Source organism: Pseudomonas sp. TWP3-1, assembly GCF_049896625.1.
Classification (GTDB): domain Bacteria; phylum Pseudomonadota; class Gammaproteobacteria; order Pseudomonadales; family Pseudomonadaceae; genus Aquipseudomonas.
The window spans coordinates 96,986-109,835 of the sequence record NZ_JAFCUQ010000018.1 but is presented as its reverse complement, the minus strand read 5'-3'; the positions used below and the strand labels follow the sequence as shown (position 1 = coordinate 109,835).

Sequence of the window (12,850 nt, the reverse complement as noted above, 5' to 3'; positions counted from 1 at the left end):
TCTGCCCCGCCTCAAAGTCCGGATCAGCCTCAGTTACTCTTCACCGCATAATCCGGCTTCTTGTCATTCCCCGAGATAAACGGGCTCCACGGCTGCGCGCGAATCGGTCCTTCGGTCTGCCACACCACGTTGAACTGACCGTCTGCCTGAATCTCGCCGATCATCACCGGTTTGTGCAGGTGGTGATTGGTCTTGTCCATGGTCAGCGTGTAACCGGATGGCGCGGCAAAGGTCTGGCCGGCCAGCGCTTCGCGAACTTTATCGACGTCGGTGGATTTGGCTTTCTCAGCCGCTTGCGCCCACATGTGAATGCCGACGTACGTGGCTTCCATCGGGTCGTTGGTCACGGCTTTATCAGCGCCCGGCAAGTTGTGTTTCTTCGCGTAGGCTTTCCAGTCGGCCACAAATTTCTTGTTCGCCGGGTTATCCACCGACTCGAAGTAATTCCACGCAGCGAGGTTACCTACCAATGGTTTGGTATCGATGCCGCGCAATTCTTCTTCACCCACCGAGAACGCGACAACGGGTACATCGGTGGCTTTCAGACCCTGGTTGGCCAGCTCTTTGTAGAACGGCACGTTGGAGTCGCCATTGACCGTGGAGATCACCGCAGTCTTGCCGCCAGCGGAGAATTTTTTGATGTTGGCGACGATGGTTTGATAGTCGCTGTGGCCGAACGGGGTGTAGACCTCTTCGATGTCTTTGTCGGCCACGCCTTTGGAATGCAGGAACGAGCGCAGGATCTTGTTGGTGGTGCGCGGGTAGACGTAGTCGGTGCCGAGCAGGAAGTAGCGCTTGGCGCTGCCGCCTTCTTCGCTCATCAGGTATTCAACTGCCGGGATCGCTTGCTGGTTCGGCGCTGCGCCGGTGTAGAACACGTTCGGCGACATCTCTTCGCCTTCGTATTGCACCGGGTAGAACAGCAGACCGTTGAGCTCTTCGAACACCGGAAGAACCGATTTACGCGACACTGACGTCCAGCAACCGAACACCACGGCGACCTTGTCCTGGGTCAGCAACTGCCGGCCCTTTTCTGCGAACAGTGGCCAGTTCGACGCCGGGTCGACCACCACCGGCTCAAGCATCTTGCCGTTGACGCCGCCCTTGGCGTTGATCTCGTCGATGGTCATCAGCGCCATATCTTTGAGCGACGTTTCGGAGATCGCCATGGTGCCGGACAACGAATGCAGAATCCCGACCTTGATGGTCTCGGCGGCCTGCACAGTCCAGGTCATGCCCATCGCGGCAATGGATGCCGTGAGTGTGAAAGCCTTGATCAAACTGCGACGCTTCATTGTGCGATCTCCATGAACGTTAAAGTTTTTTATGGTTGGCAGATGCGGACGACTGAAGGCTGTTTTGCAAGGGCTGTGCCCGGTCGGGGTTTGGCCGGGAAATGTCGGTTTAGAGCGGTTGCGCGGGAGTGGCGGTGCACCAGGAAGGGACGGGTTGGATGCGGCGGTGCGCTCGGACGCGCCAGATTGGGGCGCAGGTTTGCTTATGTAGGAGCTGCGGACTTCAGATCAGAAGGTGTAATCGGCTGTGACGAAGAAGGAGCGTGGTTCGCCGAGGATCCACTGCTGCCCCTCGTTGTACTGACTCTGCGCATACCGGCGGTCAAACAGATTATTCACCTGCAGCCCCAGCGTCGTATTGCGTAACGCCTGCCAAGACAACGTCGCATCCAGCACGGTGTAGCTCGGTAGCTCATTGCGGTTAGCCATGTCGGCAAACCGCGCATCGACATACCGCACGCCAGCGCCAGCCTTCAAGTCATCAGTAATCGCCTTGCTCAACCAAAGATTGGCGGTACGCCGTGGCACATCCACCGGGCGGTTACCGTTACGCGAAACCGGCACGCCACCGACCACTTCTTCAAAGTCGTCGTACCTGGCTTTGACCATGGCCGCGTTGGCCTGCAACTGCCACGCGTGCGGCAATTGCACATCGAGGCTGGCCTCCAGTCCGTTGGACGATTGCTGCCCGACCTGCTGCTTGAGCGTCGGATTGCCCGGATCATCCGTCAGCAGTTTCTTCTTCACGATGCGATAAGCCGCCAGCGTGAATTCGCCGCGCTGATCCCAGAACAGTTGCTTCATGCCGATCTCGGTCTGCCGTGCCGTGGACAGGTCGTATTGCTGCTGACCCGGACTCAGGGATATCAGCCCGCCGATGCCGTCAGTGCTGGTCGCAACCTGACCGTAGAACGAAGTCTGTGGCGTCAGCGCAAACACCAATCCGGTCTTCCAATTGTTGCCGGTCAGGGTCTTGTCGCTCTGACTGCCGTCCAGCAGATTGTTGCGATCCACGTGCATGTAATCGCGGCGCACGCCGGTCACCAGCGACCAGCGCTCACTCAGTTGCGTACGGTTTTCCGCGAACATCGCCATCTGTTTGCTGGTGCTGTCGAACTGCTCGCGATATTGATTGGCACTGTCGAAGTAGCCCGCCTGCGGGTGATACAGATCCAGCGGCTGCCCGTCTGCCAGCACGTCGTTGAACGGCGAATTGCTGTTGAGCTGAAAGCGGATGCGGTTGTAATCGACGCCGGTCACAGTCTGGCTATCGAGGCCGAACAGCGAGTGCTTGAGGGTGAACGTCTGGCGGTCGCCGAGCTGCTCCTGTTGATGGCCGATGCCGAAGTTACCGCTGCGGCTAAGTTGCTGAGTGCCGGCATCGAAATTGTAGTTCTCGGCGTTCTGCCAGCGGCGCTGGGCCTTGAGGTAATACAACTCGTTGCTGGCGCTGAGCGAATCATTGATCTGCCAGTCACTGCTCAGGCGCGTCCATTGATCGTTGTAGTGCTGCTTGTCGTCGCGCACGTTGTAGTTTTTGTTGCGCAGGCTGTCTTGCAGATGGCCGTTGATCAGCGGCGTGCCGAAGTAATTCTGCGGGCGCTGATCGCCGTAATCGTGGGCGAGGGTGAAAGCCAGATCATCGGTGGCCTGCCAGCGCAGCGCGGCGCTGATGAAGTCGCTGGAAGAATCGCCGCGATCAATCCAGCCGTTGCTGCGCAAACGATTGAGGTTGAGGCGATAGCTCAGGGTGTCGCTCAGCGAGCCGCCACTGTCGAACGCCTGCTGCTGGCTGTCGAACGAGCCATAACCGAGGCGAATGTCGTTTTCGATTTCGCCGGTGAACGGCTTCTTCGGGATCGTGTTGACCACCGCGCCGGTCGCGCCTTCGCCATACAACACCGAAGCCGGGCCGCGCAGCACGTCGACGCGCTCGACGGACCAGGTATCGACCGGGAAAGTCCCGGTGCCCATGCCGGTGTACAGGCGGTTGCCGTCATACAGTTGCATCACCGAACTCTGCCCGGTGAAACCACGCGCCTGCAACGATGTACCGCCATCACCCGGCGTACCGGTGCGACTGATGCCGGTGCTGCGCGAGACGGCGTCCTGCACGCTGCGCTCGCCACGGGCGCGGATCTGTTCGCCGCTGAGGCTTTCGACACTGGCCGGGGTTTCCATCGCTGTGAGGTTCAGGCGCGAGCCCGCAGTAGTCGGCGTGCTCAGGCTGACGTTTTCATCATCATTGGCCAGGGCGGTGATGGTGCCGGTGGGCAATGTCAGCGGGGTGCTGTCGGCGTGTGCGCTGTTCATCGCGAACAGGCACAGGCTGGACAAGAGGTACTTGTTCATCGGGACGGTAAATCGCTTCTGCAAAAGAAAACCCGCAGCTGTGGGGCTGCGGGTCGGGCGGCACACTTGCTTGATGTGGTGACATCAAACGCTGCCGAGGCTTAAGCCCCGGCAGTGTACAGAAGCGTCTAAATCGCGCATCTCGGATGATTCATGATGAAGTTGAGGCGGATTCAGTTTCGCGGCCAAGACGCGACAGCACAAACCGATCCAACACCCACACCACCACCAGCGAAGCGCCGACCAACGGAAAAATCACCGCCAGCGCAAGCATGATCAGCACCCCGGTTTTCCACTTTGGCAGATCGTGACGCAGCGGCGGCACGCCGAATTTGCCTTGCGGCCGGCGCTTCCACCAGATCACCACGCCGCTGACGGCGCTGAGCAAAATCATCAGGCAGATCAGCAGCACGATGATCTGATTCAGCACGCCGAACATCTTGCCTTCGTGCAGCATCACCCCGATTTCGGTAGCACGCGCGACAGTGCCGTACTGCTCGAAACGTACGTCGGCGAGGACTTTGCCGGTGTACTGATCGACGTGCAGGGTGGCGTCGTTGCGTGGGTCATCGGCGAACACCGCGATGGTGAATACGCCGGTGGCGGTGGTCGGCAGGGTGATGCTGTAGCCCGGCTCGACTTTGCTTTGGGTGGCGATGTTCTGCACATCTTGCAGGCTGATGCCCGGTGCGGCGGGGCCGTGTTGCATGTCGCCGTGGGCCATGTGTTCGGCGTGGTCGCCGGACATCGGCATCGGTGTGTTTTCCATCGCCCAAGGCACGGTCTGACGGGTAGCGCTGTTGAGGCTGCGCGCTTCGATGTCTGAGGTTGGCACGTTGTCCCACATGGCTGCCGGGAACACGTTCCACACCTGTGCGTATTGCTTGCCCCAGAAGCCGGTCCAGGTCATGCCGCTGAGCAACATCACCAGCAGCAACGTTGCGCCCCAGAACCCGGTCACGGCGTGCAGATCACGCCACAGCACGCGGCCGCGACTGCTCAGGCGGGGCCATAGAATCCCCGCCGCCTGCCCGCGCGGCCACCACAGGAACACTCCGGATACCACCAATACCACGCCCCACCCGGCGGCCATTTCGATCAGTCGGTCACCGACGGTGCCGATCATCAATTCACCGTGAATGGCCCGGGCGACGGCTTGCAGATTCTGCTTGGCATCCTGCTCGCCGAGGATATCGCCGTGGTACGGATCGACGAATATATTCAGCTCGTGGCCGGCGTTATTTACGACAAATTGCGCACTGCGCGGCGTTGACCGGTGGCAGATATTGCGCGATCTGGCCTTGTGGATAAGCACTTTTGACCTTTTGCAGCATGTCATCAGCCGACACCGTGTGATGCCCGGCCGGGACGTTGAGCAGGCTGCTGTACATCAGCGAATCGAGTTGCGGTTTGAACAGGTAGATGATGCCGGTCAGGGCCAGCATCACCATGAAAGGCGCGACGAATAAACCGGCATAAAAATGCCAACGCCAGGCCAGGTTGTAGAAATTCGGTTTGGGCTGTTTCATCGGTTTGTGCTCCGCTTGGCTTGGATCTTCTAGTTGTCTTTTGCGGTTGCTGCGCAACCTGTCGCTAGCAGGGCTAGCTCCCACAGGTTTAACTCGGTCCGTGTGGGAGCCAGCCTGCTGGCGATGCTTTTAGAAACTCATGTCGACCTTGGTCCAGAGCGTGCGCCCCGGTTCGTTGATGGCTTGTGGATCATTCGCCGGGTAACCGAATCCGGCGTTGCCCGCCAGGTTCAGGTGTTCGGCGTAAGCCTTGCCGAACAGGTTGTCGACGCCGCCGCTGACCTTCCAGTTTTTGTTGATCCGATAAGCAGCATTAAGCGAGAACACGCCGAAGCCCGAACTCTTGTCGTAATCCTTGCCGACCACGTTGCCCTTGTTCTGGTCGATACGGTTTTGCGCGGCGACCACTCTCCACAGTGCACCGGCGCTCCAGTTGTCTTCGCTGTAGGTCAAACCGAAACGTGCATCGAGCGGCGGCATCTGCGGCAGTGCTTTGCCGTCGCTGCTGTTCTTGCCCCAGGCGTAGGCGAGAGTTGCATCGGCTTTCCAGTTGTCGCTGAGCTTGTAGGCAGCGCCCAGTTCACCGCCCATGATCCGCGCGTCGATGTTCTCGGCGCGCGAAGTGCTGCCCATCATTCCCGGGGTGTAATCAAACAGGATGTAGTCGCGCACCTGGCCGATGTAGGCCGATGCCCAGGCTTCAAGTTCGGCGCTTTTGTAATTGAGGCCGAAGTCGAACTGCGTGGTTTTTTCCGGTTTGATCGAGTCAAACGCGTTGACCGAACCGGCCGGGCCGGACTTGGGCGAAAACAGTTCCCAGTAATCCGGGAAGCGCTGCACGTGACCGAGGCCGGCGTAGAGCGTGGTCGGGCTGTCGGCCAGATCATGCTCGTACCGTACGAAGCCGCTGGGCAGAGTATCGGCGCGTGTTTCGTCGGCGGTCGGATTCGGGCGCGACATCATTCCCGAGCCGGTGCGCTGGCGATAATCCTTGGCCGAAGCGCGGTCGAGGCGCGCGCCAGCAATCAAGCGGTCGCGGTCAGCGGCGTACCAGGTCATTTCGCTGAACACGCCGTAGTTGTGGAAATCCGCATCCTTGTTGCGCGGCACATTCTTGTAAGTGTCGATGCCCATCGCGCTGCGCTGGCGATGTTCGTTGGTCTGCGCATCGAGGCCGGTGATCAGCTGAATATCGGCCCAGCGCCAAGTGGCTTTGATCCGCGCGCCGAGAGTGCGGCGGTCAACATTCGAGGCCATTGGCCCGGACATCATCCCGGTGCCGGACGGCGTGCGCAGGGTGTAGTTGTCCATCACGTGGTCGGCGTAGTTGTAATAGACCTGGGTTTCGAGTTTCTCCAGCACGTCAGTGATGTTGGATTTCTCGAAGCGCAGGCCGAGGCTTTCGCGCAGGAACTGCGAGCCGTCCATGCCGCGTCCGGCGTAACGCGCTTCACCGTCGCCCTTGCCAGCGGTCAGCTCCAGCAGGGTGTCGGCGTCCGGTGTCCAGCCGACCGCAACGTCGCCGTTCCACTTGTCGTAGCGCGAGGCAACAATGTCGTTGTTGCCGTCGCGGTAGTCGTCGGAATGCGCGGTGTTGCCGATCACCCGCACGTAGCCCAAAGGCCCGCCCGCGGCGGCATCGACCACCTTGTCGAAGCGACCGTGGGAACCGGCCAGCACGCTGGCGTTCACCCGCGTGCCGAGTTCGCCGAAGCTTTCCGGTTCGCGGTCGAACAGCACCGTACCGGCCGATGCGCCGGGGCCGTAGAGTACGGTTTGCGGGCCTTTGATCACGGTGAGCTTGTCGTAGGTCTCGGGCGAGATGTACGAGGTCGGCGCGTCCATCCGGCCGGGGCAGGCACCGAGCATCATGCTGCCGTTGGTGAGAATGTTCAGGCGCGAACCGAACATCCCGCGTAGCACCGGATCGCCGTTGGTGCCGCCGTTGCGTACCAGCGCGAAGCCGGGAATGGTCTTCAAATAGTCACCACCGTCACTGGCCGGCACCGGTTGGCGTGGGTCTTTCGGGTTGGTGACGATGGTCAGCGGTGAGCTCGGGGCAATGGCGGTGATCACCGTCGGGCTCAGTTCTTCGGAGTGGGCGGCGTGATCATCGGCGAGCACCAGCGGGGACAGCAATACGCCGCAAAGTACGGCGCTCGCGTGCCTGAAACGCAGGCGCGAGTGATTCAGGGCAAAACACGTTGGGGCAGAACCCGAACGTGGCACAGCAGAAAACCTGGACATGACAATTTCCATCAAACAGTCGTAAACGACACGGTCGGCAGCCTGAAGCTGTCTTCTCAACCGTGTGCAATCAGAAGTGGGTGTTTACGCTGGGACGGGCGGAGCGCGGCTGCGGGCGCCGGGGAAGACGGTTTGCCGGGCGTAACCCAGGCGCGGGGAGGGCGTGTTGAAGGTGTTGACTGGCGCGATACTGAACGCGGCGAAACTGCCGCCACCGGTCAGCGCCGGGCAGTTGAACAGCAGGCTGCAGTAGCCGCACTTTTCCCACATTGCGTGGTGCGAAGATTGCGGCGGACAGTGTTCGGCCGAGGCTTTGGCTGCATGCGCGGAGTGATCCATGCCCGGCATGTCCATCGACATGTCCATGCTGACTGGCATGGAAGCCGAGGCGTGCTGATCCATCGGCATCGACTGAGAAATCAGCGGGCCGATGAAGATCATCAACATGGCGAACAGGGCGATCCAGCTGCCGTGTTGGCGGCGCTTGTGGATAGACCTGGCGCTAGGCGGGCGCATGCTTGCGATCAGCCGGGCGGATTACTGCGCGTGGGCGTGAGTCTGAGTGGTTTCCGGTGGCTTCTTCTGTACCGCGACTTCGACGGTCACGGCGCCGGCCTTCTCGAAATGCAGCGTCAGCGGAAAGCGCTTGCCGTCGTTCAGCAGGCTGCGATCAGTCGGGTTCATCAGCATCACGTGATAGGCCATCGGCGCGAAGGTTACATTCTCGCCCGGAGCAATAACCACGCTCGGCACTTGCTGCATCTTCATCAGGTCGCCCTGCATGACGTGTTCGTGCAGTTCGGCGGTGGGGGCAATCGGCGAATCGACGCTGAGCAAGCGGTCGGCAGTCTTGCCGTTGTTGTGGATCACGAAATACGCCGCGACGGTCGGCGCATTCGGCGGCAGCTCCTGCGACCACGGGTGGGCGATTTCCAGCTCGCCAGCCTTGTATTCATGAGCATGGGCGAAGCACGCAGGCAGCAACAGCGCAGCGATGACGATGAGTTTGTTCAACATGGCAGTTCTCCAGGACGATTCGAAACGCAGTCAAATGCGGGAACAAATCAAACCAGAGGCGAGGCGCGGGGGTTGAGGCTGGGCCATTGCTGGCGCGGTGTGGGGTTTTGCAGAGTGGCGGGCGCAACGCTGCGATTGCTGGGGTATTGCGCGAAAAACAACTGCGGCGAATGCCCTGGCAGCGCCACGACTGGCGCCGATCCGGAACAGCACCAGCAATGCTGCATGGTTGAATGCTTGTCGCCGCTTTGCGGCGCGTTCTGATCGACGCTGCCGATATTGATCGCGACCATTTTGGTCCCGCTGCCGGTGCAGAAACTGCTCCACAACACTTGCTCGGCGGGTGACTGCGCGGCTTGTGCCATCGCTCCCGTCAACGGCATGGCGAGCATGTTGAACAGCACTGCAAAGCAGGCGATCCAGGCAATGGCAAGCCGATGTCGGTTCATGGGACAGATCCGTCGGGGTGGGCGATCAGGCGCGGCTATTTAGCCTGATCAGGGCCGATAAGTAAAAATGCGTCGTGCGGTTTGGTGTCGCAGCGCAATCAGCCCGCTACCGCATGCAATCTCAAACCCAGTGCCTTCATGACTTTCATGATAGTCGCGAATTCCGGATTTCCAGTGCTGCTGAGCGCTTTGTACAGGCTTTCGCGACCCAGGCCTGCATCACGTGCTACTTGAGTCATGCCTTGGGCGCGGGCAATGTCGTTCAGCGCTGCACGAATCAGAACGCCGTCTCCGGCGTCCTCATCAAAACATGCATCGAGGTAAGCGGCCATTTCCTCGGGCGTTTTAAGAAACTCTGCCGCGTCGAAGCGGGTGAATTTTTCGGTCATGACTTACTCCTCATTACCGATACTTTTTGCCATCTGAATGGCTCGTTTGATATCTCGTTTTTGTGTCGACTTATCGCCGCCGATGAGTAACAGGTAAGTCACTTCACCTCGACGTGTGAAATACAGCCTGTATCCAGGTCCGTGATGAACACGCATCTCGTAAACCGAGTCACCGACGAATTCGCAATCACCAAGGTTTCCATGTTCTGCCGCCCGGAGTCTGGCAATGATGCGTGCTTTGCCGATGGTGTCCTTCAAACCGTCCAGCCAATCGGCAAATGCGCGGGATCGTTCAAAGTCGATCATGTCGGGATCGTATTCCTTGGGATACAGGCTGACAAGCTGCTTTTTCCCGGCGTCATCTATTTTTCCGAGAATTGCTGCCTGTAAACCTGCGAGGATTAAAGGAATCGAGATATTGGAACGGGGCTGAGAGAAGGGACAGTCGGCTGCTTCTGAAAAACTTGCGGGCTAATTCACGGGTAAACATGAAATCAGGAATTGTCTGACGCTGACAGGGCGCCAAGGACTTCAGACGTACTAGCAAACTCCCGATCAACCTGCGCCAACACCGGCCGCTTCAACACAATCACCGGCACCCCCCGCTCGCGCGCGACTTCGAGTTTCGGCTCCGTCGCGGTGCTGCCGCTGTTCTTGCTGATCAGTACGTCGATCTGCCGGCGCTCGAACAGCGCGCGTTCGTCATCCAGCAGAAAAGGCCCGCGCGCGCCGATCACTTCGCAGCGTTCGTTGCCGGGATAAACGTCGAGGGCGCGCAGGGTCCAGAACTGGTTCGCAGGGATTTCGTCGAGGTGTTGCAGAGGTTCGCGGCCCAAGGTGAACAGCGGTCGGCGGAAGGGTTTCAGTGCTGCGATCAGTTCGGCCCAATGGCCAACTTCACGCCAGTCATCCCCCGGCTGCGGTTGCCACGCCGGACGGCGCAAGGCCCAGCAGTGAATGCCGGTCAGTTGCGCAGCGGTGGCAGCGTTCTGGCTGATTTGTGCTGCGTAAGGATGGGTGGCATCGAGCAAAAGACTGACGCCTTGATCGCGAATAAACTGCGCCAAGCCTTCCGCACCGCCATAGCCGCCAACGCGCACCTGACAGGTCAGATCGCTCGGCACCCGGCCAACGCCGGCCAGGCTGTAAATATGCTGCGGCCCCAGCGTGCGGGCAATCGCTAGCGCTTCAGTCACGCCACCCAGCAACAAAATCCGTTTCATACAAAAGCCCCCGCATGCCCAACGACGCCGCCCTGGCGATCAATCGCAAACACCTCGACCTGCACCTGCTCCGGCACCACGCTACGGGCGAATTCCAGGGCATGCCGACAGACTTCATCGCCGAGCGCGATCCCCGCCGCACTGGCCATGGCCAGCGCTTGCTGACTGGTGTTCGCCTCGCGAATGTTCTGCTGCAAGTCTGCATCGGCACCAATCGCCGCTGCCCATTCGGCCAGTTGCGGCAGATCGATACTCGAATGCCGCGAGTGCAGATCCATGTGCCCGGCCGCGAGTTTGCTGATCTTGCCGAAGCCGCCACACAGGCTGAGTTTATCCACAGGCACTTTGCGCAGGTGCTTGAGCACGGCGCCGACGAAGTCGCCCATTTCGATCAGAGCGATTTCCGGCAAATCGTAGACCCGGCGCATGGTGTCTTCGCTGGCGTTGCCGGTGCATGCTGCGATGTGCAAATAGCCGTTGGTTTTCGCCACGTCGATGCCCTGATGAATCGAGGCGATGTACGCCGCGCAGGAAAACGGCCGGACGATGCCGCTGGTGCCGAGGATCGACAAGCCACCGAGAATCCCCAGGCGCGGGTTCATGGTTTTCAGTGCCAGGGCTTCACCGCCCTCGACGTTGACCGTGACGTCGAAGCCGCCGCGATAGCCGGTTTCTTCGGCGAGCAAGCTGAGGTGATCGCTGATCATTTTGCGCGGCACCGGATTGATTGCCGGTTCGCCGACGGCCAACACCAGACCGGGACGGGTCACGGTGCCGACGCCGGCACCTGCGTTGAAGCGAATCCCCGGCTCGTCGATTAACCGCACCCGAGAATAGAGCAGGGCGCCGTGGGTCACGTCCGGATCGTCGCCGGCATCCTTGATGGTTCCCGCTTCAGCGCCGTCATCGGTCAACCGGCAGAACTCCAGCCGCATCTGCACTTGCTTGCCCTTGGGCAACACGATCTGCACCGCGTCAGCCGCTCCGCCGCCGAGCAACAGGCGTGCGGCGGCGAGGCTGGTGGCAGTGGCGCAACTGCCGGTGGTCAGGCCGCTGCGCAGAGGGGCGGGTTGTTCAGCGGTTTCGTCACGCATCGAAGGGTTTGACCAGATCCAGCAACGTGATGGGCAGCGCCTGGCGCCAGGTATCGAACTCGCCCAATGGCTGCGCCTGCGCGACGTGGATGCGCGTCAGTTCGCCGCCGTGGCGTTCGCGCCAGGCCATCAGGGTCACTTCGCTTTGCAGGGTCACGGCGTTGGCTACCAAACGTCCGCCGGGTTTGAGTTGCGCCCAGCAAGTGTCAAGCACGCCGTCGCGGGTCACGCCGCCGCCGATGAAAATCGCGTCCGGACGCTCCAGCCCTTCAAGTGCTTGCGGCGCACTGCCACGAATCAGTTGCAGACCGGGCACGCCCAAGGCGTCGCGGTTGTGCTCGATCAGTTGCTGACGGGCGTCATCGGCTTCGATGGCCAGCGTGCGGCAGCTCGGGTGGGTGCGCATCCACTCGATGCCGATCGAGCCGCTGCCGGCGCCGACGTCCCACAGCAATTCGCCGGGAGTCGGGGCGAGGCGGGCGAGGGTGATCGCGCGCACGTCGCGTTTGGTCAGTTGGCCGTCATGCTTGAACGCCGAATCCGGCAGGCCGGCGAGGCGCGACAGGCGCGGAGCATCAAGGTCAACCAGGCATTCAATGGCGATCACATTGAGGTCGGCAATCACCGGATCGTTCCAGTCGTTGGCAATCCCATCGACACGCCGCTCCGCGTCGCCACCCAGATGCTCAAGGACACTCAGGCGACTCGCACCGAATCCGCGTTCGCGCAGCAGCGCCGCGACGGCCGCTGGACTCTCACCGTCATTGCTCAGCAACAACAGACGCACGCCGCTGAACAGTTGAGCGTTCAATGCAGCCAATGGCCGGGCGACCAGCGATAACGTCACCACATCCTGCAACGGCCAGCCAAGACGCGCCGCCGCCAGTGAGCAGGATGACGGCGCGGGCAGGATCAGCATTTCGGCAACCGCAACCTGACGCGCCAGGCTGGCGCCGACGCCGTAGAACATTGGATCGCCGCTGGCCAGCACACACACCGCTTCGCCGCGCCGTTCCAGTAACGGCGCCAGAGAAAACGGACTCGGCCACAACTCGCGTTCGCCCCGAATGCACGCCGGCAGCAGATCCAGCTGACGCTGGCCGCCGACAATTCGCGAGGCGCCCAGCAAGGCGCGCCGGGCATGTTTGCCCAGGCCCTTGAAGCCGTCTTCACCAATTCCTACTACCGTCAGCCAGGGTGACATCTATTGCCTCGCAAAAAAGTGTCGGCAAACGCGCCGTTCCGACGGGCAGGC

At 60.9% G+C, this 12,850-nt stretch carries 11 protein-coding genes and 1 pseudogene; all 12 read right to left on the bottom strand.

The features are described 5' to 3' along the window. Nucleotides 1-29 precede the first annotated feature (29 nt). The 12 genes and pseudogenes from urtA to cbiE all read right to left on the bottom strand — a co-directional run bounded on the left by urtA (nt 30) and on the right by cbiE (nt 12,799). A complete protein-coding gene (urtA, locus tag ACP7BN_RS22205; protein ID WP_426206091.1) occupies nt 30-1,295 on the bottom strand; it encodes an urea ABC transporter substrate-binding protein in 1,266 nt (421 codons plus the stop codon). Nucleotides 1,296-1,523: 228 nt separating this feature from the next. Continuing rightward, on the bottom strand, nt 1,524-3,647 hold the full coding sequence (locus tag ACP7BN_RS22200; protein WP_426206089.1) for a TonB-dependent receptor: 2,124 nt from the start codon (nt 3,645-3,647) through the stop codon (nt 1,524-1,526). Between the two features lie 151 nt (nt 3,648-3,798). Continuing rightward, nucleotides 3,799-5,176 (bottom strand): annotated as a pseudogene (locus ACP7BN_RS22195) (PepSY-associated TM helix domain-containing protein). A 129-nt stretch (nt 5,177-5,305) separates the two neighbouring features. Next, on the bottom strand, nt 5,306-7,423 hold the full coding sequence (locus ACP7BN_RS22190; protein WP_426206088.1) for a TonB-dependent copper receptor: 2,118 nt from the start codon (nt 7,421-7,423) through the stop codon (nt 5,306-5,308). 84 nt (nt 7,424-7,507) lie between these two features. Next, nucleotides 7,508-7,939: a DUF2946 domain-containing protein gene (locus tag ACP7BN_RS22185; RefSeq protein WP_426206086.1), complete on the bottom strand. Its 432-nt coding sequence runs from the start codon at nt 7,937-7,939 to the stop codon at nt 7,508-7,510. Between the two features lie 21 nt (nt 7,940-7,960). Beyond that, entirely contained in the window at nt 7,961-8,440 is a 480-nt protein-coding gene (locus ACP7BN_RS22180; protein ID WP_426206084.1) for a copper chaperone PCu(A)C, read from the bottom strand. Between the two features lie 47 nt (nt 8,441-8,487). Next, complete coding sequence (locus tag ACP7BN_RS22175) at nt 8,488-8,889, bottom strand: DUF2946 domain-containing protein (protein WP_426206083.1); 402 nt, start codon at nt 8,887-8,889, stop codon at nt 8,488-8,490. Between the two features lie 98 nt (nt 8,890-8,987). Continuing rightward, nucleotides 8,988-9,278 carry an addiction module antidote protein gene (locus ACP7BN_RS22170; protein ID WP_085609233.1) on the bottom strand — a complete coding sequence of 97 codons (291 nt, stop codon included), beginning with the start codon at nt 9,276-9,278 and terminating at the stop codon, nt 8,988-8,990. A gap of 3 nt (nt 9,279-9,281) precedes the next feature. Continuing rightward, nucleotides 9,282-9,584 (bottom strand): type II toxin-antitoxin system RelE/ParE family toxin, encoded by a 303-nt coding sequence (locus tag ACP7BN_RS22165; RefSeq protein ID WP_426206082.1) that lies wholly within the window; start codon nt 9,582-9,584, stop codon nt 9,282-9,284. A 188-nt stretch (nt 9,585-9,772) separates the two neighbouring features. Beyond that, the gene (locus tag ACP7BN_RS22160) at nt 9,773-10,501 is read right to left on the bottom strand and encodes a cobalt-precorrin-6A reductase (RefSeq protein ID WP_426206081.1); all 729 of its coding nucleotides are present in this window, start codon (nt 10,499-10,501) and stop codon (nt 9,773-9,775) included. Next, the gene (locus ACP7BN_RS22155) at nt 10,498-11,595 is read right to left on the bottom strand and encodes a cobalt-precorrin-5B (C(1))-methyltransferase (protein WP_426206080.1); all 1,098 of its coding nucleotides are present in this window, start codon (nt 11,593-11,595) and stop codon (nt 10,498-10,500) included. Before ACP7BN_RS22155 ends, ACP7BN_RS22160 begins: the two co-directional genes overlap by 4 nt. Next, nucleotides 11,588-12,799, bottom strand: a complete 1,212-nt coding sequence (gene cbiE, locus ACP7BN_RS22150) for a precorrin-6y C5,15-methyltransferase (decarboxylating) subunit CbiE (protein WP_426206079.1) — start codon at nt 12,797-12,799, stop codon at nt 11,588-11,590. The genes ACP7BN_RS22155 and cbiE overlap by 8 nt, the downstream gene beginning before the upstream one ends. Nucleotides 12,800-12,850: the final 51 nt, after the last annotated feature.

Excerpts from the sequence above, each read along its gene's own strand:
- urtA (WP_426206091.1), bottom strand. The coding sequence starts at position 1,295 with ATGAAGCGTCGCAGTTTGATCAAGGCTTTCACACTCACGGCATCCATT.
- ACP7BN_RS22200 (WP_426206089.1), bottom strand. The coding sequence starts at position 3,647 with ATGAACAAGTACCTCTTGTCCAGCCTGTGCCTGTTCGCGATGAACAGC.
- ACP7BN_RS22190 (WP_426206088.1), bottom strand. The coding sequence starts at position 7,423 with ATGTCCAGGTTTTCTGCTGTGCCACGTTCGGGTTCTGCCCCAACGTGT.
- ACP7BN_RS22185 (WP_426206086.1), bottom strand. The coding sequence starts at position 7,939 with ATGCGCCCGCCTAGCGCCAGGTCTATCCACAAGCGCCGCCAACACGGC.
- ACP7BN_RS22180 (WP_426206084.1), bottom strand. The coding sequence starts at position 8,440 with ATGTTGAACAAACTCATCGTCATCGCTGCGCTGTTGCTGCCTGCGTGC.
- ACP7BN_RS22175 (WP_426206083.1), bottom strand. The coding sequence starts at position 8,889 with ATGAACCGACATCGGCTTGCCATTGCCTGGATCGCCTGCTTTGCAGTG.
- ACP7BN_RS22170 (WP_085609233.1), bottom strand. The coding sequence starts at position 9,278 with ATGACCGAAAAATTCACCCGCTTCGACGCGGCAGAGTTTCTTAAAACG.
- ACP7BN_RS22165 (WP_426206082.1), bottom strand. The coding sequence starts at position 9,584 with ATGATCGACTTTGAACGATCCCGCGCATTTGCCGATTGGCTGGACGGT.
- ACP7BN_RS22160 (WP_426206081.1), bottom strand. The coding sequence starts at position 10,501 with ATGAAACGGATTTTGTTGCTGGGTGGCGTGACTGAAGCGCTAGCGATT.
- ACP7BN_RS22155 (WP_426206080.1), bottom strand. The coding sequence starts at position 11,595 with ATGCGTGACGAAACCGCTGAACAACCCGCCCCTCTGCGCAGCGGCCTG.
- cbiE (WP_426206079.1), bottom strand. The coding sequence starts at position 12,799 with ATGTCACCCTGGCTGACGGTAGTAGGAATTGGTGAAGACGGCTTCAAG.